The organism is Denitrobacterium detoxificans, assembly GCF_015062615.1.
GTDB lineage: Bacteria > Actinomycetota > Coriobacteriia > Coriobacteriales > Eggerthellaceae > Denitrobacterium > Denitrobacterium detoxificans_A.
Genome location: NZ_SUUH01000003.1, coordinates 1 through 22,863 on the forward strand (window position 1 = coordinate 1; position 22,863 = coordinate 22,863).

The following is a 22,863-nucleotide window of genomic DNA, read 5'->3' on the forward strand; positions in this document are numbered from 1 at the left end:
GGCTACGACGTGACCGGCCTGGTCGGCGATGACGCCATCAGCGCCACCATCACCGGATCGATCACCTTCCCGAGCGAAAGCCCCGTTGCCAACGTGGTATCGAGCTACGAGTTCACTTCCGGCACCGCGGGCAACTACAGCGTGACCACCGCCAACGGCGAGCTGACCATGACGAACGCCTCGCAGGCGATCACCATCACGGCCGCCAGCGACTCCAAGACCTACGACGGCACGGCGCTCACCGCTAGCGGCGTCACCGTAACCGAGGGCAGCCTTCTCCCGGGCGACACCCTGGTCGCCGAGGCCAATGGCTCCGCCACCAACGTGGCCGACACCGCAGCCGGCAACAACCCGGTCGCGGCTGGCTATGCGGTTATGCACGACGGCACGGACGTGACCGCCAGCTACGTGGTCACCACCCAGGCCGGCACGCTCGCCATTAATCCCAAGGCAGTCACCGTCACCGCCGCCAGCGAGGAGTTCACCTACGACGGCACGGCTCACTCCAATGACGGCTTCCAGGTCGAGGGCCTGGTCGGCGATGACGCCATCAGCGCCACGGTGGTTGGCTCCATCACCTTCCCGAGCGAGAGCCCCGTGGCCAACGTCGTCGAGGGCTACGAGTTCACCGTAGGCGATTCCGCAAACTACAGCGTGACCACCGCCAACGGCCAGCTGACCATGATCAACGCCTCCCAGGCGATTACCATCACGGCCGCCAGCGACTCCAAGACCTACGACGGCACGGCGCTCACCGCTAGCGGCGTCACCGTGACCGAGGGCAGCCTTCTCCCGGGCGACACCCTGGTCGCCGAGGCCAATGGCTCCGCCACCAACGTGGCCGACACCGCCGCGGGCAACAACCCGGTCGCGGCTGGCTACAAGGTCATGCACGGCACCGAGGACGTGACCGCCAGCTACGCGATCACCCCGGTCGCAGGTACGCTCACCATCGAGCCCAAGGCCGTCACCGTCACGGCCCAGGACAAGGCGTTCACGTACAACGGCACGGCGCAGAGCTGGGACGAGTACGACGTGGCCGGCCTGGTCGGCGATGACGCCATCAGCGCCACCGTCGCCGGCTCCATTACCTTCCCGAGCCAGAGCCCCGTGGCCAACGTCGTGGAGGGCTACGAGTTCACCGCGGGCGATTCCGCAAACTACAGCGTTACCACCGTGGCCGGCGAGCTGACCATGACGAACGCCTCGCAGGCAATCACCATCACGGCCGCCAGCGACTCCAAGACCTACGACGGCACGGCGCTCACCGCCTCTGACGTCACCGTCACCAGCGGCTCGCTCTTCGAGGGTGACGAGCTCGTGGCCACCGCCACCGGCTCCGCCACCAACGTGGCCGACACCGCCGCCGGCAACAACCCGGTCGCGGCTGGCTATGCGGTTATGCACGACGGCACGGACGTGACCGCCAGCTACGTGTTCACCACCCAGGCCGGCACGCTCGCCATTAATCCCAAGGCAGTCACCGTCACCGCCGCCAGCGAGGAGTTCACCTACGACGGCACCGCGCACTCCAACAATGGCTTCCAGGTCGAGGGCCTGGTCGGCAGCGACGCCATCAGCGCCACGGTGACCGGATCGATCACCTTCCCGAGCGAGAGCCCCGTTGCCAACGTGGTATCGAGCTACGAGTTCACCTCTGGTAGCGCCGACAACTACACCGTCACCACCGCCAACGGCGAGCTCACGATGAAGACCGCCTCGCAGGCGATCACCATCACGGCCGCCAGCGACTCGAAGACGTATGACGGCACGGCGCTCACCGCCGCGGGCGTCACCGTGACCGACGGCACGCTCTTCGAGGGCGACGAGCTCGTGGCCACCGCCACCGGCTCGGCCACCAACGTGTCCGATACGGCCGAGGGCAACAACCCCGTGGCCGAGGGCTACAAGGTCATGCATGGCACCGAGGACGTGACCGAGAACTACAACATCACGACCCAGGCTGGCACGCTCACCATCGAGCCGAAGGAAGTGACGGTAACCGCTCAGAACGCTTCCAAGGTGTATGGCGAGGAAGACCCGACCTTCACCGCGGTTGTTGCGGGCGCGATCGAGGGCGAGACCATCGCCTACAGCCTCTCTCGCGAAGAGGGTGACGCTGCTGGCGAGTATGCCATCAATGTGATCGTTTCCGCTGACGACAACCCGAACTACAACGTGACGACTGTTCCCGGAACGTTCGAGATTGTTCCTGCTACGTTCCCCGACCAGAAGCCCGATCCGGCTGATCCGGACGCGCGCTTCACGGTGACGGGCCCCGATGACACGGTCTACAACGGTCTGCCTCAGGCCATGCCCGTGACCATCGTCGATACGCTGACGGGTGCAACGCTTGTCGAGGGCGTCGACTTCACGCTGGAATACAGCGCCGACATCACGAACGCTGGTGCGAAGGAAGTCTTCGTGATCGGCATGGGCAACTACGCTGGTGAAATGCGCGCAACCTACGCCATCACGCCCGCTACGCTCTACGTCACCACGGGCAGCGCGACGAAGGTATTCGACGGCACGGCGCTTACGGCTCCCGTCACCTACGAGGGTCTGGTTGAAGCTGATGAGGGCAAGGTCGTTATCACCGCTACCGGTTCGCAGACGGCCGTTGGCTCTTCGCAGAACACCTACGAGATCGCGTGGGGCGATGTGAGCGCCGACAACTACGTGCTCACCTACACGCTCGGCACGCTTACGGTGACCGCGGCTCCCGCGCCGGTATTCCCCGCGGGTGGCGGAACGACCCCGGCCCCCGCTCCTGGCGCCCCCGCGGTACCCACGCCCGCTGCTGCTGGCCCCGCGGCTACGATCATCCCCGATGATGCCACGCCTCTGGCTGGCCCCGAGGAGTCCATCCTGGACGACGAGACTCCGCTGGCCGCCGATGACGCCTTCGCGGCAGATTCTGAGCAGCCTACCTGCTGGGTGCATTGGGTGATGGTCTTCGGTATCCTGGTATCCGTTGCCATCTACGCCGTAGCCATTGCACGTCGTCGTTCGTTCACCAACGGGCTTGGTGCTGATGCCGACAGCATCCGTGGTCTCGAGCCCGAAAGCAAGCAACCGATGCAGGATGGCGCCAAGAACGCTCCTGCCTACAAGGAGGTGTAACCGTCATGCGTAAGCCCACTATCATCATCACGGTTATCCTGGTCGCCATTTCGATTGGTCTGCTGATCGCCTGGTACGCACTGGGGCTCTACCGCATCGACAGTCCGCTCGACCTTATCGTTGACGTGGTTTGGTGGCTGGTCATCGCCGGGTGCTGCCTGTTGGTGGTACGCAGCGAGCAGGCACGTCGCCGTGCGATCCGCACCATCTACGTTTCGCCTACCGCGCTGTACAACAGCAGCACGGGCCTGGTGCCCTGCACCGACCCCGCTCAGCGTCCCGCGGCAATGCGCCGCATCCTGAGCGATGTGGACTACGGGTTTCATAAGCGCGAGCTTCCTGCGGAGGGCACGTTCGATTGCCTGTACGTGGTGAGCACCGACCATTATGAAGACGGTGACGCCGAGGACGAGGTGCGCACGTGGGACGGCACCGTGGACATGGTCACTCCCGGCGTTCGCAAGCCCGTTTCTTCCATCCAGTTCAATGGGGTGAAGCAGCTGTCGTCGCTCATGGCGTAAACAACCGTGCCTGAAAGGGCGGTCGGCCCGAGCTCTTCCATCTGGCAAGTCCAGTAGAAGTTGTTCGGTTTCCGGCCGCCCTTCGCTATGCCCATGTGCCTTCTTCCTATAATGGTGTGAAACGCGTGAAGGGATAGGCATATGGAAACCACGTCCGCGAATGGTCCAATCAAGCTGTTTGAAGACGCCCGGGGGAGCTACGCCCTCTATCGTGTGGGCGCCGATATCGGCGGGGAGTCAGTCCTGTTGGTTTCTGACGGGGATGCGGCGCTCATCGACGCTGGCTATGCGTGGTGCGTTCCGCAGACGTACCGCAATATTCAGGCCGTTTTGGGCGATGAGCCGGTAGGGATGCTGCTCCTCACGCATTCCCATTACGATCACGCTGCGGGCGCGGGCTACCTGAAGGAGCGCATGCCCAAAATGGTCATTTGCGCGCATGCCCATGCGGCACGCGTGTTCGAGCGTCCGGGCGCCCTTGCCACCATGCGCAAGCTGAACGATGCCGAGGCGCATGCGCAGGGCCTTTCTGAGTATGAGGACGTTTCCGATATCCGCGTCGACCGCGTGCTCGAACCGGGCGAAACCGTGCGCATTGGCATGCTTGCATTGCAGGTCATCGAGGCGCCGGGCCACACGCGCGATTCCCTTGCATTCTGGGATAAAGAATCTCGCTTGCTTATCTCGTGCGAAAGTGCGGGCGTATATGCGGGCCCGCTTCCCGAAGGCGTTGTGCCGGGCGGCAAGCTGGCGGACGATACCGCCGTTCCCGTAGACGTCAAGTTCTGCTGCCAGATTCCCGCGCTCACGGGTTACGCCGATTGCCTGGCGTACATCGAGCGCGCACAGGCGTTTGATCCGGCGGTTATGCTAGTTCCCCATAGCGGTGTCATGGTGGGGCAGGAAGTGCGTGACTATTTAACTGCTGCGGCGTTTTGGGGCGCGTATGAAGGCGACCTGATAGTGCGCCTGCATAATCACGGGCTTTCCCCCGATGCCATCTTGGAATGCTTCAAGCGCGTGTTCTACACCGAGGCCGTGCGTGCCGTTCAGCCCGAACCCGCATTCGACCTTAACGCCAGCTATACGGTGCCTCTTATTCTGCGTGAACGCGTGTAGTCTGTTTGGAGCTGCGCCGTGCGTGCCGCTGTGGAATACGGTAGGTAGCGTATGGCGTATCGCATGCGCGTGCCATAGTATGGCAGTATGGAAAATATTCTGGTAAATAAGCGCTCCTTGAGCTCGCGGGATTGGCTGGTCGATGTGCTCGTCGCCCTGGCCGCCCTGCTGTTTGCGTATGTGCAGTTGTATTTGGCCACGTCGCCCATCGTATTTCACGACGATACGTTTCGCGACATGGTGGGTATCCTCACGCGCGCGCCCGACCCGTCGGCATACGTGCTGCTCGCGTTCACCGCGTTGCCGCTGGTGTTTCGACGCATGTTCCCCTGGCCCGTGTACGTGTTCGTCATCGTGCTCTACTCCTTTGCTCAGGATTCCGCGCCGGGGTACGCCTTCTCCATTATTGGGCCCGTTATCGCGCTGTTCACCTTGGCGAACGAGCGACCGCGCGTGGAAGTGATCGTGGCGGCTGCGCTGGCTGCGTTTCTGCTGTGCGTGGCTACCATCCCCAGCGATAACGACAGCGTTGCCCTGGTTGTTCGCGTGCAGAACCTAAGCTACATGGCCCTCGCCGTGGCGGCGGGCGTTGCTTGGCGTGCGTACCGGCATTCGGTGCGGGAAACCGAGCAGCGCGCGCTCGAGGCGGAGCGTACGCGCGAGACGGAAGCCGCGCGCCGCGTAGAAGAGGAGCGCGTGCGCATCGCGCGCGAGATTCACGACATCACGGCCCATTCGCTTTCCGCGGTGGGCATTCAGGCGGCTGCCGCCGAAAAGCTCATTGATCGCAATCCCGAGGCGGCGCGCGAGGCCATCGTGCAGGTGCGCATGACCTCGAAGTCGGCGCTCGAGGAAATCCGTTCTATGATTGGCGTGCTGCGCAACGAAGGCGCCGAAGCGGAAATGCGCCCCACGAACGGCACCGACCGTATGCCCGACCTATGCGAGTATGCGCGCAAGGCCGGCCTGGAGGTGCATTACGAGACGGGCAGCTATCAGCGCCAGAACGCCCCCGCGTTCGTGGACGTGGCGCTGTTCGGCATTGCACGAGAGGCCGTTACCAATACGGTGCGCCATGCGCAGGCCAAAAACCTGTGGGTGCGCTTGGCCATGTCCGACGGCTTTGCCATGCTCACCGTGGAAGACGACGGCATTGGCCTGAGCAGCAAGGTCGCTACCGAGCATTCTCCGCTCAGCGGCCACGGCGTGCAGGGCATGGAAGAGCGCGTGCGCGTGCTGCATGGCACGTTCCAGGCGGGGGATAGGGCGGCAGGTGGCTACCGCGTTCAGGTGGGCTTGCCTCTAGGCGAAAGGGAATAGCATGGACGATCTGATTGGAGCATCCAACCCGAATAGCGAGAGCTTCCGCGAGGCGAATGCCCGCTTGCGCGCGCAAAGCGAGGAGGCGGCCCGCTTGGCGGAAGCCGCGCTCAACGACGCGCGTGACGTGACCGTCCTCATCGTTGACGACCAGGACCTGGTGCGCAACGGCTTCCGCCTGATCATTTCCTCGTACGACCACGTGAAGGTGGTGGGCGAGGCCGACAACGGCATCGCCGCGTACGACCGCGCCATGGAACTGCATCCCGACGTGGTGCTCATGGACATTCGCATGCCCTTGGAAGACGGCATCTCCGCCACGCGCAAGATCGTTGCGGAACCTTCGCTCTCGGGTACGCGCGTGCTCGTGCTTACCACGTTTGACGTCGACGAATACGTGTACGACGCCCTGCAGGCCGGGGCTAGTGGCTTCATGTTGAAGGATTCCGAACCCGACGACATCGTGCGCGCCATTCGCACGGTGGCCGATGGCAATGCCCTTATTCAGCCCTCCATCACGCGTCGCCTCATCGAGACGTTCGTCGATTCGCGTGCTCGCGACGCGCATGCCGCGGTGGAGCTTTCCGTGCTTACCGACCGCGAGCGCGAGATTCTGCGCATGGTGGCGCGCGGCATGAGCAACGAGCAGATTGCCGAGGAGCTGGTAATTTCCCCGGCCACGGTGAAGACGCACGTGGCGCGCATCATGGGCAAGCTCGACGCGCACGATCGCGCCCAGCTGGTGGTTATCGCGTACGAACGCGGCCTGGTTGCGCCTGGCTGCTAGCGTTTGCCCTGCATACGTGTGCGCATAGGGGCATTCACGCCCTGTGTGGCGCAAAGGTAACGGTTGAGTTACCCACGCTCAGATTATTTGAAAACGCTTGCATATGGCCTTCCCAATGCTATGATGGCAAGCGTTGTTTGGCACTCGTACCCATTGAGTGCTAGCACTCTTCAAGCATAAAAGACAAGCCGCATTGCGGCGGTCAGTGAAAGGAAGGCTGTGCTATGAATCTGAAACCGTTGGGCGATCGCGTCATTGTCAAGCAGGACGAAGTGGAAGAGACCACTGCGTCTGGCCTGTTCATCGCCAGCAGTGCCAAGGAAAAGCCCACCACGGGCGTTGTCCTGGCCGTGGGCGAGGGCAAGCTTGCCGAAGACGGCTCCCGTCTGCCCATGCCCGTTGCCGTTGGCGACCATGTCATCTATGGCAAGTTCGGCGGCACCGAAATCGAAGTCGAAGGCGAAACGGTCATCATCCTGCGCGCCGACGATATCTACGCTATCCAGGGCTAACAGTGCTCTTTTTCCCGCGGTTGCATAACGCGGGTATTCACTATTCGCTATTGAAAGGAAACTGAACAACATGGCTAAGGATGTTCTGTTTGACACCGACGCCCGTGGCGCACTTGCCACTGGCGTGAACAAGCTTGCTAACGCTGTAAAGGTCACGCTTGGCCCCAAGGGTCGTTACGTGGCTCTGGAAAAGTCCTATGGCGCTCCGTTGGTCACCAACGACGGCGTTACGGTTGCCAAGGAAATCGAGCTGGAGAACCCCGTTGAGAACATGGGTGCTCAGCTGGTTCGCGAAGCTGCCGTGAAGACGAACGACGCTGCTGGCGACGGTACCACCACCGCTACGCTGCTGGCCGACGCCATCGTCACCGAGGGCCTGCGCAACGTCATCGCCGGTTCCGACGCCCTGGGCATCCGCCGCGGCGTTCAGAAGGGTGTCGACGCCGTTGTCGAGACCATCAAGGCCGACGCTATCGAAATCGAGAGCAAGGACCAGATCGCCAACGTGGGTACCATCTCCGCTGGCGACGCTGTCATCGGCGAGAAGATCGCCGAGGCCATGGACCTGGTAGGCAAGGACGGCGCTATCTCCGTCGAGGAAAGCCAGACCTTTGGCATCGACCTTGAGCACGTAGAGGGCATGCAGTGGTCTCGCGGCTACATCAGCCCCTACATGGCCACCGACATGGAGAAGATGGAAGCAAACCTGCAGGATCCCTACATCCTGCTCACCGACCAGAAGATCTCTAACATCCAGGACATGGTTGGTCTGCTGGAAGCCGTCATGAAGTCCGGCCGTCCGCTGCTGATCATCGCTGAGGACGTCGAGGGCGAGGCTCTGGCCACCCTGCTGCTGAACAAGCTGCGCGGCACCCTGAACGTTGTCGCCATCAAGGCTCCTGGCTTCGGCGATCGCCGCAAGCGCATCCTGGAAGACATCGCTATCGTCACCGGCGCCCAGGTTGTCGACAAGGACTTCGGCATGACCATTGCCGACGCCACCGTGGAAATGCTCGGCCATGCCAAGAGCGTCAAGGTCGACAAGGACAACACGCTCATCGTCGACGGCGCTGGCGACAAGCAGGCTATCGAAGAGCGCAAGGAGCAGCTGAAGGCTGAAATCGAGCGCGTTGATTCCGACTTCGACCGTGAGAAGCTGCAGGAGCGCCTGTCCAAGCTTACCGGCGGTGTTGCCGTGCTGAAGGTTGGCGCTGCTACCGAAAGCGAGCTCAAGGAAAAGAAGAGCCGCATCGAAGACGCTCTGCAGGCCACCCGCGCTGCCGTCGAGGAAGGCATCGTTGCTGGCGGTGGCGTTGCCCTGGTCGACGCTCTGCCCGCGCTGGACGCCGTGAAGTGCGACAACAAGGATGAGGAGATTGGCGTCGAAATCGTGCGCAAGGCCCTGGTTGCCCCCATGCGCGAGATCGCCAAGAACGCTGGCTTCGAAGGCTCCGTCGTGGTCGAGAAGGTTCGCTCCATGGAGAAGGGCTTCGGCCTGAACTCCGCCACCGGCGAGTATGGCAACATGATCGAGATGGGCGTCAACGACCCCGTCAAGGTTACCCGCATCGCCCTGCAGTCCGCCGCTTCCGTGGCTACGCTGATCCTCATCACCGACTGCACCGTGAACGAGATCCCGAAGGAAGCCGACGCTTCCGCCGCCGCTGCAGCCGCTGCTGCCGGCATGGGAGGAATGGGCGGCATGATGTAAGCCCACCCTGCTGGGTTGGACTTGCACCGCGGGGCCCGGCGGCGTACCGCCGAGGCACGCCCCGCTCCGCTGCTCGCACGGCGCTTGTTGCTGTGAGTTGTTGGGACCGAGAGGTTAGGCCTCTCGGTCCCTTTTTGCGTTCTGTGGGATGCGCCGTGCTCGTGCGCTGCGCTGCTTCATGCTTTTACTGGGCGCTGCCCCGCGGGTGCCGGCCGCGCCCGGCGGGGCAACGTTCGGCTGCGCCTTCCGTTGCCCCTTCGGGTGCGGCCGGAACCCGCGGGATTGCAGCGCGGGGGATGGTGTTCAGAGGGTGCCTCGTGCGGTACGCCGCCGGGCCCCGCTAGCGGGTACCGATCGGGTTGGCTTCCATCGGAGGACCGCTGCGAGCCGGGACCGCTCGCGGGGGTGACTCACGGGCGCGGACGCTTCGCTGCGCGCCCTGCCGCGACGGGGTTCCGCTCGCGCATGCGCACGGGCAATTAGCTTCGCTCTCGCCCTGCTGTGAGAGGGTTTTGCTCGTGGTAGGGCCGCCCCCAAACGTTTTTTGACAGAATCGGGGGCTGTTTTGTAAAAAAATCGTCGTTCTGAACGTATTTCTTTGCGATTTTGCCTCTTTGAGGGGGCGAACGGAGCTAGTTGGCGCTTTTGCTTTGACGTTGTCTCAGGTCGGCTTCCTCCATGCCCGAGGTTGAATGCTGGCGAATGTCCAGAACGGCAAAATTTTTACATTTTGTCGGCCGAATTTGCCCATTTCGACTCGAAAGCGGTTTGGAGCGCTAGAAAACGGGGCCGCACGCGGTTTTGACGCTAATTGCTGCTCTCCCAGCGTGAACGAGGGCCGAATCCGTGTTCACGGAACGGGCTCTCGGAATGCGGGGAGTTGCTGTGAGTAAAGCTCCGACCCCTGCTCACGTGCGGTTGGGGTTGCCGTACGGGCGCTCGCTTCGCTGCGCGCCCTGCCGCGAGTGGGTGCCCCTCGCGGGCGATTCGCTTCGCTCTCGCCCTGATGTGGGCGTGGGATACAATGAGGGCGAAGGATGTTGTTGGATTGGATGGTTGCATGAACGTTATTGAGGTTGAAACGCTGGAAGATGAGAGGCTCGCGGTTTTTGCGCGGCTGACAGAGGCGCAGCTGAGGAATAGGCTGGAGCCAGAAAAGGGCATCTTCATTGCGGAATCGCCCAAGGTTATTAGAAGGGCGCTTGATGCGGGCATGCAGCCGCTTTCGTACTTGATGGAGCATAAGTGGCTCGACGAGGTGCGCGAAATGGTGGAGGCACATCCCGCTGAAGATGGTGGGGAAGTGCCGGTGTTCACGGGGTCTCGTGAGGTATTGGCGCAGCTTACGGGCTTCGAGCTCACGCGTGGCGTGTTGTGTGCCATGCGTCGTCCGCAGCTGCCTTCGGTGGAGGAACTGCTTGCGCAAACGAATGCGCGTCGGGTTGCGGTGCTCGAGGGCATCGTGGACCACACGAATGTGGGCGCCATGTTCCGCAGCGCTGCCGCGTTGGGCGTGGACGCGGTGCTCGTAACGCCCACGTGTTGCGATCCGCTGTATCGTCGTGCCGTGCGCGTTTCCATGGGCACGGTGTTCCAGGTGCCGTGGACGCGCATTGGCGAAAGCGTACATGATTGGCCCGATGCGGGGCTCGAACGCCTGCATGCATGCGGCTTCAAGACAGCAGCTATGGCCCTTTCCGATAATTCGGTATCCATCAAGGACGAAGCGGTGAATGCGGAAGAGAAGCTTGCTATCGTGTTGGGCACGGAAGGCGATGGGCTTAGCCCGCGAACCATTGCGCAGTGCGATTACACGGTGCGCATTCCCATGCGTCACGGCGTCGATAGCCTGAACGTTGCCGCGGCAAGCGCGGTGGCGTTTTACCAGCTCGTGGGGTAGGGGCGGCTTTCCCCTGCGCTATCGGGTCTTCCGTGCGCGCGAAATATGAGCATATGTGCAGGTGACACACTGTATCCATAGTATGGAAACGCTAACGGTGCCTTAGACGAACGGATAGAATGCGCGCATGGAATTCTTTATCGACATCTTCAACGACGCGCTCATCGACACGCTCAAGCTCGTGCCGTTCCTGTTCGTTACGTATTGGGTCATGGAGCTTATCGAGCATATGGCCAGCGACAAGAGCCGTGCCGCCATCGAACGCGCGGGGCATGCGGGTCCCCTGGTAGGCGCTCTGTTGGGCGCGCTGCCGCAATGCGGCTTCTCCGCGGCGGCCTCCACGCTGTACGCGGGGCGCGTCATCACTGTGGGAACGCTCATTGCCGTGTTCCTGTCCACCTCCGACGAGATGCTGCCCATCTTTATCGCCGAGCAGGTCGACCCCATTCGCATCGTGCAGATCATCGGCCTGAAAGCCCTCATCGGCGTCATCATGGGCTTCGTCTTCGACCTCATCGTGCGTCTTACGCATCGTGCGGGTGATGGCAAGCCGCACATCGACGAGCTCTGCGAGCACGATCATTGCCATTGCGACGACGAAGAGGAGCATCATAGCCCCTTGCGTAGCGCCGTGCATCACACGTTGCAGGTAACGCTGTTCATCTTCCTCATCTCGCTCGTGTTAGGCGGTGCCATCGAATGGGTGGGCGAGGAGGCCATCGCTTCGTTCATGCAGGTGCATCCTACGCTGTCGGTCATTGCGGCATCCATTGTGGGCCTCATTCCCAACTGCGGCGCAAGCGTCGTGCTCACCGAGCTGTATCTGGAAGGCACGCTCTCATTTGGCGCTGCCATGGGCGGCTTGCTCGTTTCCGCGGGAATTGGCCTGCTCGTGCTGGTGCGCACGAATCGACATGTGAAGCAAAACCTCACCATCATTGGCGGCTTGTTCCTTACGGGCGTTATCTGGGGTTGGCTGCTGCAGTTGCTGGGCGTGGCGCTGTAACACAGCCGTCCGTTCGGGCTACTTCGCCCGCCGTGCTGGGCTTCGCAAAACTCAGTTACGAGCAGGGAAAACCTTATTGCGAAAACTTGGCAACATCTATCTTCGAATGTGATAACATGCACGCCGCAGACTATAGCCCCAATCATTCTGCGCACGGGCAAGTCGGTCTGCGAATTCTGCTGCTTGCCTAGAGGCGTCTCATCGAGTCGTCCCGTTCGTGCGCCCATTTCCCAAATAAGCGTTCTCGTATCGAGTCGCTCATGCGTCGTCTCTTCGGAAGCAACACCGTCGTTAGGCATTCTGAAGAAAGGTGTCACATGGAGTTTCTCAATTCTAAGAAGGGGCTTGCCATCGTTGGCGTGCTCGTGGGTGCGCTCATTGCCACGCTCGCGTTCTTCGGCAACCCTTCGAACATGGCCGTTTGCGCCGCGTGCTTCATCCGCGATATGGCGGGCTCCCTGAAGCTGCATTCGGCTGCTCCCGTGCAGTATTTCCGCCCCGAAATCGTGGGCTTCGTGGTGGGCTCGTTCCTGATTGCCCTGGCCACGAAGGAATTCCGCTCCACGGCTGGCTCTTCGCCCATGGTCCGCTTCATTCTGGGCTTCATCATGATGATTGGCGCCCTGATTTTCCTGGGCTGCCCGCTGCGCATGGTCATCCGCATGGCTGCCGGTGACCTGAACGCCTGGGTGGGCCTCATTGGCCTGGCCGCTGGCGCCATCACGGGTGCCCTGTTCCTGAAGCGCGGCTTCTCGCTGGGCCGCGAAACCGACACGGGCAAGGTGTCCGGCGCCGTGCTCCCCATTGTGCTCGTTGTGCTGCTCATCATCAGCGTCACGACCACCGTGTTCGCTGCGAGTACCGAAGGCCCCGGCTCCAAGCATGCTCCCGTTGCCATCGCCCTGATTGTCGCTCTTATCATTGGCGCCCTGGCTCAGAAGACGCGCATCTGCTTCGTGGGCGGCATCCGCAACCTGTTCCTCATGAAGGACTTCACGCTGCTCATTCCCATCGTGGGCATTTTCGTGGCTATGCTCGTCTACAGCATCGCTACGGGTAACTTCAAGCCCAGCTTCGATGGCCAGCCCATCGCCCATTCCCAGCACCTGTGGAACATCCTGGGCCTGTACGCCGTGGGCTTTGGCGGCGTACTCGCTGGTGGCTGCCCGCTGCGTCAGATGGTCCTGGCTGGTCAGGGCTCTGCCGACGCTGCGGTCACGTTCCTGGGTATGCTCGTTGGCGCTGCCTTCGCTCACAACTTCGGCCTTGCCGGCGTTGCCGCGAGCGCCGCTACCGACACCACGGCTGCCGTGGCCGGTGGTCCTTCTACCGCGGGTCAGATCGTGCTGGTGTGCTCCATTGCCGTGCTGTTCGTGATCGCCCTAACCAATCTGCGTCGCAAGAAGGTTGGCAAATAAGCTCGCTTGCGATTCAATGAGTACCCTGTAGAAAGGAAGCATCATGCATGAAGTAGATGCCCGCGGCCTGTCGTGCCCCGAGCCTGCCCTTATGACTGTCGAAGCCATCAACGAGTTCCCGAACGAGCCCTTCCGCGTTTTGGTGAGCAATGCCACCTCGAAGCAGAATGTGGTGGAAATCCTCACGAAGCGTGGTCGCACGCCCCAGGTTTCCCAGGATGGCCTCGATTTCGTGATCGACGTCAAATAACCAGTTCATGCGATTGTTCTCTGGCAAAACCGAGACGGCGCTCGTCGTGGCATTCGATTCCACGGCGAGCGCATTCGCATTTTCCGATGCGGCTGGTCAGGCTGGCATCGAAGGCCGTCTGGTCCCCACGCCGCGTTCTCTTTCCGCGGGTTGCGGCATGGCCTGGCGCGGCGCTCCTGCTTCACGCGAACGCGTGGAATCCCTTTTGGCTGACGAGGGCATCGACGACGCCCGCATAGCCCTTCTCCCATTGAAATAGCCCATTTGGGCGTTTCTTCATCCTTTTGCGCTCTTTGCCTTAAATCGCTTTACGTGGCTAATTCCTAGCGGTAAGGTACGCAGCCGTCGGGAATTTCTGCACCCGACATTCTTCGGCGCCTTACGCGCTTCGCGCGTACGTGTCGCCTTCATCTCATTCTGCATGTGTTTCATCCATTCTGCTTGCGCCTAATCCAGGTGCTTGGCCCGCTTATGCCCTTGGCATAGTGCAGGAACGAGGTATCTGTGAAGTTCAATTGGGAATACTTTTTCCAAACGCTGCCCGAAGTGGCGAGCAAACTTGACGTTACGTTGGGGCTCACCTTGGCCGCAGCGTTCTTCTCGCTGTTGCTTGGCATTGTGTTTGCCCTAATCGCGTACTATAAAGTGCCCGTGCTCAGCCAGCTTCTGAAAGTATGGAGCAGCTTCATGCGCGGTACGCCCGCCATCGCCCAGTTGTTCTTCTTCTACTACGGCCTTGCGAATGTGAGTTCGGTAATCTTGCAGATGTCCCCGCTGGTCGCGGTCGCCGTCATCATGAGCTTGCATATGAGCTGCTTCATGGGCGAATCCATCCGCGCAGCGCTTATCTCCGTTGACGACGGCCAACGCGATGCCGCGAAGGCGTTTGGCATGACGGGCTTCCAAATGACGGTGCGCGTGGTGTTGCCCCAGGCCATTCGCGTTGCCCTGCCGCCGCTGTTCAACGACCTCATCAGCTTGTTCAAGCTTTCCTCGCTCGCTTATCTGGTTGGCCTGCGCGACGTTATGGGTGCAGCCAAGATCGAGGCGAACAATACCTATCAGTTTTTCGAGTGCTACGCCTGCGTCATCGTGGTGTACTGGGCCATCAGCCTGGTGCTCATGGGCATCCAGAAGATTCTGGAAAAGCGCTGCTCCGAAGCGTACTAGCACCATCTACGGGTACACGCAGCATTCGCTGCTATATCGCACGTGTAAGTTGTAACGGAAGGGATGTACATGCAACGACGTGATTTTCTTAAGCTGAGCGCAATTGCCACGGCCTCCTGCCTGGGCACCGGTTTCATCATGACGGGTTGCTCTAACGGCTCCTCTGATTCCGGCTCCTCTTCGAGCGACGGCTCCAGCCGCACCGTTCGCATTGCCACCATGGGCAATGGCGAGCCTTATTCCCTGGTTGACGACAGCGGCAACTGGACGGGTATGGAAGCCGACATGTGGGCCGAGGTAGAGAAACGCACGGGTTGGACCATCGACATGGAAGCCGCCGGCGACGCATCCAGCGTGTTCGGCGACTTGGCAAGCAGCCGCGTCGACGTTGCTGCCAACTGCTACGCCATCACCGAGAAGCGCCTGGAGACCTACATCGCCTGCGACCCCATCTACGCCGACGCCCAGGTTGTCATCGTGCAGCCCGACAGCCCCTACCAGACGCTGGAAGACCTGCGCGGCGCTACCATCGGCGTAACGAGCGGCCAGGCTGCCCAGAGCACCATCGAGTCGCTGGCTCCCCAGTACGACTGGGAGATCGTGACGTACGAGGACTCCACGGCTGGCTTCCAGGACTGCGCTCTTGGCCGCGTGGATTGCTATGCCAATACGGTCACGAACATCGAGAAGGCCGAACGTGCCCAGGGCCTGGAGTTCCGCATGCTCGACGAGAAGCTGTTCGGCAACAACGTTTCTTGGTTCCTCATGCCCGCTGAAACCGAGCTGCGTGATGAACTGAACAAGGTCATTGCCGACATGCACGAAGACGGTACGCTGTCCACGCTGTGCGAGAAGTGGTTCTACGAGGACCTCACCAAGCTCATCAGCACCGATTGGCTGACGGCCGACAAATAGCCGCTGGCTTTTGCATGCACTGCAGTAGGAAGAAGACTCCCATGATTAGCGTTAAGAACCTATCCAAGTCCTTCGGCGAAACCGAGGTTCTGAAGGACATCAACTTGGAAATCGGCGACGACGAGATCGTGGCCATCCTGGGTCCTTCGGGCACGGGCAAGTCTACGCTGCTGCGGTGCATGAACTATCTTTGCGAGCCCACTACGGGTACCGTTTCTATTGGTGACGTTACCGTGGATGCCGCGCATCGCAAGCGTGCCGACGTGCGCGCCCTGCGCCGCAAGACGGCCATGGTGTTTCAGGACTACCATCTGTTCAAGAACAAGACGGCCGTGCAAAACGTCATGGAGGCCCTGGTCACCGTATGGAAGCGTCCCAAGGCCGAGGCGCGGGAAACCGCCATGGCGCTGCTGGAAAAGGTGGGCATGGCCGATCGCGCCGACTTCTACCCCTCGAAGCTTTCGGGTGGCCAGCAGCAACGCGTGGCCATCGCTCGTGCGCTTGCGGTGCATCCGCAGGTGCTGCTGTTCGACGAGCCCACGAGTGCGCTCGACCCCGAGCTGGTGGGCGAGGTGCTGGCGACCATTCGCCAGCTGGCCCAGGAGCGTGATTTTGCCATGGTAATCGTCACACATGAGGTGGAATTCGCTCGTCAGGTGGCCGATCGCGTGATATTCATGGATGGAGGGTCCGTCGTTGCCGACGGAACTCCCGAGCAGATCATCGAGCATCCTTCCGACCCGCGTTTGCAGAAGTTCCTGTCGTACGTGAGTCGCGGAGGCGCTGCTCCCTCCAAGCAACCCGAGGCCGAGGTGGCACAGCCCACCTTCGCAACGGACGATTTCTAGAGAGGAGGCGGAAGGCGCGGCCTTCCGTTTTTCATGGATCAGGTGCAGCAGGCGGTATTGCCCAAGACGTTCGAGGAATACAACGAGCAGCGCAAGGCCTCGTTTTTGCGCGTGAAGGATTTCAAGGAAGCAGGCGGTCGCTTGGTTGGCTACCTGTGCTCGTATACGCCGCTTGAGATCATCGACGCAGCTGGAGCGGCTGCCGTGGGCCTGTGTGGCACGTCGAACGAAACGGTCTCCATTGCCGAGACGGTGCTGCCGTCGAACTTGTGCCCGCTTATCAAGTCGACGTTCGGATTTGCCCTGGCCGACAAGTGCCCCTTTACGTACTTTTCCGACCTCATCGTGGGCGAAACCACTTGCGATGGCAAGAAGAAGATGTACGAGCTTCTGGCTGATATGAAGCCCGTTCACGTGCTGCATTTGCCTGCTGGTCGTACGCGCAAACTGGAAGCCGAGCAGTGGCGCGCCGAGGTGCGCTACTTCAAGGAAGAGCTCGAGCGCATCTTCGGCATCATCATTACGGACGACGATTTACGCGCTGCCGTGCGTCGTCGCAACAGGCTGCGCCGTGCGCAGACGGCCCTATTCCAGGTGCAGCGTCATGTACCCGCGCCCCTGGGTGGCGTTGAGGTCATGAGTACGCTTGCCGCGGGCTCGTTCAGCTTTGATATCGAGGAATATGCTCAGAAGCTGGAGGGCCTGGTGGAAGACGCCCAGAAGCGCGCCGAAGCAGGTTCTACGCCCGAAGGAATTGCCCCTGGTGCGAAGCGCATCCTGCTCACGGGCTGTCCGTCGGGTGGCCTCATCAACAAGGTCGGCCGCACCATCGAGCGCAACGGCGGCGTGATCGTATGCCTGGACGATTGCTCGGGCGAACGCACGACCTGCATGGAGATCGACCCAGACGCGCCCGATATCCTGGATGCCATCGCCGACCGCTACCTGGACATCAACTGCTCCGTCATGACGCCGAATAACGGGCGCATGGAGCACACGTGCCGTCAGCTGGATGCATACCAGGTAGATGGTGTGATCGATGTCATTCTCACCGCCTGCCATACGTTCAATATCGAGAGCACGCTCATGCAGCGCGCCGTGGAAGACGCTGGCGTGCCGTACATGAAGGTTGAAGTGGATTATTCGGAAGCCGATATGGGCCAGCTTGAAACGCGCTTGGCGGCTTTCATCGAGATGCTGTAGGGATTTATCTTACAGCACGCGGAGCGCGCGGGGGAGTATGCTTACGTCGTAGACGCGCGCTACGATTTGCTCGCCGTCCATCTGAGCGGGTGGCGTTACTTCGAATTCGACATGCAGCTTCTTGCACGTGCGCATTTCCATGCACTGGAATCCGGTGTGCTTTCCGTTTTTGGCGCGTACGAATATGAACGCAGCCTTTGCCCTGCCCAGTGGGGGATGCGCGATGCATACGTCGAGGCGCCCATTATCGATGCTTGCGTCGGGGCAGATGCGGAAGCCGCCACCATAATAGGGGCCCACCTGCACGGCAAAGGTAATCGATGAGCTGCTTACGGGAACGCCGCCGTCAAACGATGCCGTCCAAGTATGCGCGTCAAGATGGTGGGCTATCTGGTTGAATCCGCATTCCGCGTAGAGGGCCGTGCCGCTTTTGTTCGTATGCTTGCGACGTTCCACCGTCTCGATGGCGATGGCGGCGTCGAGGCCAAACGAGAGCGTCTCCATGAAGTAGGTGTTATTTACCTGGCCCAAATCGACCCAGCGTGCCTCGTTGCGCGCAATGCGCTCGATGGCGCGCGCGGGGTTTTTGGGCATGCCCAGCGAGCGTGCATAGTCGTTACCCGTGCCAGCAGGGATGACGCCCAGTGCGGGCCGCAGCTCTTCAGGCAGACGCATGAGGCCGTTGATGGTTTCATGGACGACCCCGTCGCCTCCCAGCGTGATCACCGCGTCGTAATGTGCGGCTTCCTGTGCGAGCGTTTCCGCATGGTGCGAGCGCTGCGTTGACTCCAAGCGTACGTTTGCGCCCGTTGCGGCGTGCAGCATTGCCTCTGCGTCGCGCGCTGCGTTGGCTGCACGTCCGCTTTGTGCGGCGGGATTTGCTATGAGCAGGATATCTTGCATGGCGCTATTGTAGCGGAAGGGTGCTTTACGGCGCGCTTCGGATTATCCCTTCTTCAAGAAATGCCTGATGCATCGGCGAATGCCAAACGTTGCAGGTGAATCGCTCGTTCCTGCGGCCGCTGCTTCCGCGATGCGCGCTTCCTCGCTCTGCCTTGCCTCAAGACGCTCGCGCACGACCTGTTCGTGCAGCTTTGCGACGATCGCGGCCTCGCGGTACAGCTCGCTGGATGCGCGTACGCCTTCGACGAGGTATTTCTTTTTCTGCGTGCTTTGCGCGGCAAAGGTTCCGCTTCCGATTTTCTCGATGAGCTCGGCCGCCATTGCCTTCTCTCGTTCGATCGTGCGTTCCGCCATGAATGCGAAGCCGGCTTCGGACATGCGCTGACGCTTGCTGTCGTCGGCGAAGAGCCCAAGAATGGCTTCCGCCATGGAGGCAGGGTCGGGGTAGGCGAGCGACGTGGCATCTGAGGGCAAGTCGTACAGGTTGTTCTCCATGTGCAGGTCAACAACCGGCAAGCCACATGCCATCATTTCGAACGGGATGCGCGACGGGTTGGAAGAGCTGCAGCACACGCCAACGTCGCAGCGATTGTACAGGCTTGCAAGCTCTTCGACGGGCAGCAGGCCAAGCTGGGTGTCGATGGCGTCGGCGGTTTCCACATCGTCGAGCGGAACGCCGCTTCCGTACGAGTAGATATGAATGCTCGGGTCGTGATGCTTTACGATGCGCAGTGCTTGCAGAAGCAATTCGTGGCATCTACGAGGCTTTTCGGGCTGCAGCACCACGCAGATTGCTCGTTCGCGCGTGGAATCCAAGCGGTGGTAAATGGAGCTGTCTACGCAGAAATCGAAGGGCTCCGCCTTGCCGTTGGCCTCTTGCTGCAGCTTTACGGGCAGCCAGCGGCCAATGGTGACCATGCGGAGGTCCTGCGAATAGGTGAGTCGTGCTTGTATCTGGTCGTATCCCATGGGCATGAACCAGGGCTCGAAGTCCTGGACGAAGTATGCTCGCGCGCGAGCTGGCGTGTTCAGGGCCTCGCTGACGGTGTTCCAGGCGGTAGCGACTACGACGTCAAGCGATGAGGGAATGTCTTCCTTGGCTATGACAATTGCGTTTTGCATGCCGTATGAGTCGCGTAGAACCCCCTGAACCTCTTCGGGTTCATAGGCTTCGTTTGCCACGGAGATGGTGACGGAGTTGTTCTTTCCCAACTCCTCTGCTACTTGGGCAATCGTGCGCGTTCCGCCCGAGCCGGGGCCTACGCGCGTGGGTATGATCCAGTGGATGTTCATTTCGTCCCCTCATACGGTTCTTTAGCGTTCACAGTATATACGTTGGAATACGTGAGAATGGGATGGTTCTGAGGGGGCGGCGTTGAAAGACGCCCGAAAATGAAAAATGTCCCCAGGTGGGAGCATCAATGCGATGGTGGGCCGTGTGGGACTCGCGTATTCGCTTCGCGAATCCGCATCCCTCCCTCGCAGGCTCGGTCGGGCGAATTCCTAAAAACCGTCCGCCGGACGGTTTTCTTAACGGAATTCCACCTCATCGGTTCGAGTCCCACACGGTGCGCGGTTGAGAGACGCCCGAAAATGAAGAATGCCCCCAGGTGGGAGCATCAATGCGATGGTGGGCCGTGTGGGACTCGCGTATTCGCTTCGCGAATCCGCAACCCTCCCTCGCAGGCTCGGTCGGGCGAATTCCTACAAACGTGCCGCTGGCACGTTTGCTTTACGGAATTCCACCTCATCGGTTCGAGTCCCACACGGTGCGTTGTGAAAGTCGTCCAAAAAAAGAAAAACTCCCAGTTGGGAGTTGATGCGTCATGGTGGGCCGTGTGGGACTCGAACCCACGACCTTAGGATTAAAAGTCCTCTGCTCTACCAACTGAGCTAACGGCCCACGGCGCTAAGCGCAGTGTCACATTCTACCGATGGCCCTACGTTTGGTCAATCCATTCATTTCTTGTCCACGGGGTTGGTTAATGGGCTTGCGTACGCTACAATGCACCCAATTTACTTTAGGCGGCTGGAGTGCCAAAGGGCGCATGCCGCAGTTCGAGGGAAGGGCACACCATGGCTGTGAAGCGACATCATGCGGGCGGTTACGACCTGTCCAAGCAGGTGTATTTCGTGGGCTTCATGGGTGCTGGCAAGACCACCGTTTCGGGCTACCTTGCCACCACGCTGGGCCTCCCCTCCATCGACGCCGACGAATACCTCGAGCTCCTGGAAGATCGCGTCATCGCCGACATCTTCGCCGAAGATGGGGAAGACTACTTCCGCGACCTGGAAACGGAGTACTTGGAAGACCTCTCGCAGCGCAGCCCGCGCTTCATCGGCACGGGTGGTGGCGTGGTGAAGCGCGCCTGCAACGTCGACATCATGAAGAAGTACGGCTTTATCATTTACTTGGGCGTTACCGCCGACGAAGCATCGAGCCGTATCCCCAATACCGATTCGCGCCCCCTGTTCAAGGACATCGAAACCGCGCGCCGCACGGTGCTCGAGCGCGAGCCACTCTACGAGGCCGCGGCCGACGCCTACGTGAACACCACGGGCCGCGCGGTTCAGGACATTTGCGCCGAAGTGAAGCAGATCCTCATCGATAATGGAGTTTTGATAGAGGAGTGCTAAACGCGCTATAGTGTTTGTCTGAAGCGATTCGAGGCGCGCGTAAGCGTGCCCTCGTATTACGGAAGGCGGATGTTCACTGGGTAAGCGCTTCTCCCCCAATTCCGCTGCATAGTGCTGGGCGCCGTTCGACCGCCCGTTCGCGCGATTTACATACGCGCGGAACTTGGGCGCATTGTGCGCCTAAAGCTTTTTGCAGCGGCTTTGGCAACCTCCCCTTTCGCCGTGCAAGACAACGCTCGTATGGAGGAACCTTTGAGCAAAGAAGACGTCATCGAACTTGAGGGCACCGTAACGGAGGCTCTGCCGAACGCAATGTTCAAGGTAGAGCTGGAAAACGGCCACACTATCTTGGCTCACATTTCCGGCAAGATGCGCATGCATTACATCAAGATTCTGCCGGGCGACAAGGTAACGGTCGAGCTTTCTGTCTACGACCTCGAACGCGGTCGCATCACGTATCGTTTCAAGTAAGTCCCTCGCCGCGCAAGCGGTTTGGGCAAAGCGCGCATGCAAGCCGCTGCATGCTCAGTTGGACAACCATCACCTGCGGCTGGGTGTGAACATACATGTGGAACACATACCGAAAGGAAGTTTGATATGAAGGTACGTCCTTCGGTCAAGAAAATGTGCGACAAGTGCAAGATCATCCGACGCCATGGCAAGGTCCTCGTTATCTGCGAGAATCCGCGCCATAAGCAGCGTCAGGGCTAGAGAAAGAGGAAGAAGAACATGGCACGTCTTGTTGGTGTCGACCTCCCTCGCGACAAGCGCATTGAAGTCGGCTTGACCTACATCTACGGCATTGGACTCACCACGTCCAAGAAGATCCTCGCCGAAACCGGCGTTGACCCCGATATCCGCGTGAAGGATCTGGGCGAAGACGATCTGGCGAAGATCCGCGATTACATCAACGCAAACCTCACGGTAGAGGGCGACCTGCATCGCGAAGTTTCCCAGAATGTAAAGCGCCTCATGGAAATCGGTTGCTACCGTGGCCTGCGCCATCGTCGTGGCCTGCCCGTTCGCGGTCAGCGCACCCACACGAACGCTCGTACCCGCAAGGGTCCTCGCAAGCAAATCGGCGGCAAGAAGAAGTAGGTGTAACTAAGTGGCTCAGAAGAAAAACGTGCGCGCACGCATCAAGCGCTCCGAGCGTAAGAACATCACCGTTGGTGCCGCGCATATCAAATCTACGTTCAACAACACGATTGTCAGCATCACCGATCCTCAGGGCAATGTGATTTCCTGGCAGTCTGCTGGCACGGTCGGCTTCAAGGGCTCTCGTAAGTCCACGCCGTTCGCCGCTCAGATGGCTGCAGAGGCTGCTGCCAAGACCGCTATGGAGCACGGCCTGAAGAAGGTCTCCGTGTTCGTTAAGGGTCCTGGTTCCGGCCGCGAGACCGCTATCCGCTCCCTTCAGGCTGCGGGTCTGGAAGTCTCCAGCATTCAGGATTGCACCCCGATTCCGCACAACGGTTGCCGTCAGCGCAAGCGTCGTCGCGTTTAACTGAAAGGATTAT

At 60.7% G+C, this 22,863-nt stretch carries 23 protein-coding genes and 1 tRNA gene; 21 read left to right on the forward strand and 3 right to left on the reverse strand.

Annotated features, from left to right (window positions below):
* The 16 genes from E7002_RS05135 to E7002_RS05210 all read left to right on the forward strand — a co-directional run.
* On the forward strand, positions 1–3,123 hold a 3,123-nt coding region (locus tag E7002_RS05135; protein ID WP_303727787.1), incomplete at its 5' end, for an MBG domain-containing protein.
* 5 nt (positions 3,124–3,128) lie between these two features.
* A complete protein-coding gene (locus E7002_RS05140) occupies positions 3,129–3,644 on the forward strand; it encodes a hypothetical protein (protein ID WP_303727788.1) in 516 nt (171 codons plus the stop codon).
* Between the two features lie 141 nt (positions 3,645–3,785).
* On the forward strand, positions 3,786–4,763 hold the full coding sequence (locus E7002_RS05145; protein ID WP_303727789.1) for an MBL fold metallo-hydrolase: 978 nt from the start codon (positions 3,786–3,788) through the stop codon (positions 4,761–4,763).
* Positions 4,764–4,880: 117 nt separating this feature from the next.
* Entirely contained in the window at positions 4,881–6,083 is a 1,203-nt protein-coding gene (locus E7002_RS05150; protein WP_303727790.1) for a sensor histidine kinase, read from the forward strand.
* A gap of 1 nt (position 6,084) precedes the next feature.
* Positions 6,085–6,870, forward strand: coding sequence for a response regulator transcription factor (locus E7002_RS05155; RefSeq protein WP_303727791.1), 786 nt, complete (start codon positions 6,085–6,087; stop codon positions 6,868–6,870).
* A 224-nt stretch (positions 6,871–7,094) separates the two neighbouring features.
* A complete protein-coding gene (locus E7002_RS05160; RefSeq protein ID WP_303727792.1) occupies positions 7,095–7,382 on the forward strand; it encodes a co-chaperone GroES in 288 nt (95 codons plus the stop codon).
* 70 nt (positions 7,383–7,452) lie between these two features.
* On the forward strand, positions 7,453–9,093 hold the full coding sequence (gene groL, locus E7002_RS05165; RefSeq protein ID WP_303727793.1) for a chaperonin GroEL: 1,641 nt from the start codon (positions 7,453–7,455) through the stop codon (positions 9,091–9,093).
* 1,060 nt (positions 9,094–10,153) lie between these two features.
* Complete coding sequence (locus tag E7002_RS05170; RefSeq protein ID WP_303727794.1) at positions 10,154–10,993, forward strand: RNA methyltransferase; 840 nt, start codon at positions 10,154–10,156, stop codon at positions 10,991–10,993.
* A 127-nt stretch (positions 10,994–11,120) separates the two neighbouring features.
* A complete protein-coding gene (locus E7002_RS05175; protein WP_303727795.1) occupies positions 11,121–11,999 on the forward strand; it encodes a putative manganese transporter in 879 nt (292 codons plus the stop codon).
* Positions 12,000–12,316: 317 nt separating this feature from the next.
* Positions 12,317–13,417, forward strand: a complete 1,101-nt coding sequence (gene yedE / locus E7002_RS05180) for a YedE family putative selenium transporter (RefSeq protein WP_303727796.1) — start codon at positions 12,317–12,319, stop codon at positions 13,415–13,417.
* 43 nt (positions 13,418–13,460) lie between these two features.
* Positions 13,461–13,667 (forward strand): sulfurtransferase TusA family protein, encoded by a 207-nt coding sequence (locus E7002_RS05185; protein WP_066660052.1) that lies wholly within the window; start codon positions 13,461–13,463, stop codon positions 13,665–13,667.
* Positions 13,668–13,674: 7 nt separating this feature from the next.
* Positions 13,675–13,926, forward strand: a complete 252-nt coding sequence (locus E7002_RS05190; RefSeq protein WP_303727797.1) for a DUF3343 domain-containing protein — start codon at positions 13,675–13,677, stop codon at positions 13,924–13,926.
* A 245-nt stretch (positions 13,927–14,171) separates the two neighbouring features.
* A complete protein-coding gene (locus E7002_RS05195; protein WP_066660055.1) occupies positions 14,172–14,837 on the forward strand; it encodes an amino acid ABC transporter permease in 666 nt (221 codons plus the stop codon).
* Positions 14,838–14,906: 69 nt separating this feature from the next.
* Positions 14,907–15,752: a transporter substrate-binding domain-containing protein gene (locus E7002_RS05200; RefSeq protein WP_303727798.1), complete on the forward strand. Its 846-nt coding sequence runs from the start codon at positions 14,907–14,909 to the stop codon at positions 15,750–15,752.
* Positions 15,753–15,793: 41 nt separating this feature from the next.
* Positions 15,794–16,600, forward strand: a complete 807-nt coding sequence (locus E7002_RS05205; RefSeq protein WP_303727799.1) for an amino acid ABC transporter ATP-binding protein — start codon at positions 15,794–15,796, stop codon at positions 16,598–16,600.
* A 33-nt stretch (positions 16,601–16,633) separates the two neighbouring features.
* Positions 16,634–17,803 carry a double-cubane-cluster-containing anaerobic reductase gene (locus tag E7002_RS05210; RefSeq protein WP_303727800.1) on the forward strand — a complete coding sequence of 390 codons (1,170 nt, stop codon included), beginning with the start codon at positions 16,634–16,636 and terminating at the stop codon, positions 17,801–17,803.
* A 9-nt stretch (positions 17,804–17,812) separates the two neighbouring features.
* Here the strand turns inward: E7002_RS05210 and E7002_RS05215 are convergent, their stop codons facing one another.
* From E7002_RS05215 to E7002_RS05225, 3 genes are all read right to left on the reverse strand, one after another.
* The gene (locus tag E7002_RS05215) at positions 17,813–18,706 is read right to left on the reverse strand and encodes a diacylglycerol kinase family protein (RefSeq protein WP_303727801.1); all 894 of its coding nucleotides are present in this window, start codon (positions 18,704–18,706) and stop codon (positions 17,813–17,815) included.
* 42 nt (positions 18,707–18,748) lie between these two features.
* The gene (locus tag E7002_RS05220; RefSeq protein ID WP_303727802.1) at positions 18,749–19,999 is read right to left on the reverse strand and encodes a glycosyltransferase family 4 protein; all 1,251 of its coding nucleotides are present in this window, start codon (positions 19,997–19,999) and stop codon (positions 18,749–18,751) included.
* A 534-nt stretch (positions 20,000–20,533) separates the two neighbouring features.
* Positions 20,534–20,609: transfer RNA gene (locus E7002_RS05225), tRNA-Lys, on the reverse strand.
* A gap of 173 nt (positions 20,610–20,782) precedes the next feature.
* On the opposite strand from E7002_RS05225, the gene E7002_RS05230 reads away from it, so the two are divergent.
* The 5 genes from E7002_RS05230 to rpsK all read left to right on the forward strand — a co-directional run bounded on the left by E7002_RS05230 (position 20,783) and on the right by rpsK (position 22,850).
* Positions 20,783–21,343 (forward strand): shikimate kinase, encoded by a 561-nt coding sequence (locus tag E7002_RS05230; RefSeq protein WP_303727803.1) that lies wholly within the window; start codon positions 20,783–20,785, stop codon positions 21,341–21,343.
* Positions 21,344–21,583: 240 nt separating this feature from the next.
* Positions 21,584–21,814: a translation initiation factor IF-1 gene (gene infA, locus E7002_RS05235; protein WP_369677319.1), complete on the forward strand. Its 231-nt coding sequence runs from the start codon at positions 21,584–21,586 to the stop codon at positions 21,812–21,814.
* Positions 21,815–21,940: 126 nt separating this feature from the next.
* Complete coding sequence (gene rpmJ / locus E7002_RS05240; protein WP_006363204.1) at positions 21,941–22,054, forward strand: 50S ribosomal protein L36; 114 nt, start codon at positions 21,941–21,943, stop codon at positions 22,052–22,054.
* Between the two features lie 18 nt (positions 22,055–22,072).
* Positions 22,073–22,441 carry a 30S ribosomal protein S13 gene (gene rpsM / locus E7002_RS05245; protein ID WP_066660064.1) on the forward strand — a complete coding sequence of 123 codons (369 nt, stop codon included), beginning with the start codon at positions 22,073–22,075 and terminating at the stop codon, positions 22,439–22,441.
* A gap of 10 nt (positions 22,442–22,451) precedes the next feature.
* Positions 22,452–22,850: a 30S ribosomal protein S11 gene (gene rpsK / locus E7002_RS05250; protein WP_066660066.1), complete on the forward strand. Its 399-nt coding sequence runs from the start codon at positions 22,452–22,454 to the stop codon at positions 22,848–22,850.
* Positions 22,851–22,863 lie beyond the last annotated feature (13 nt).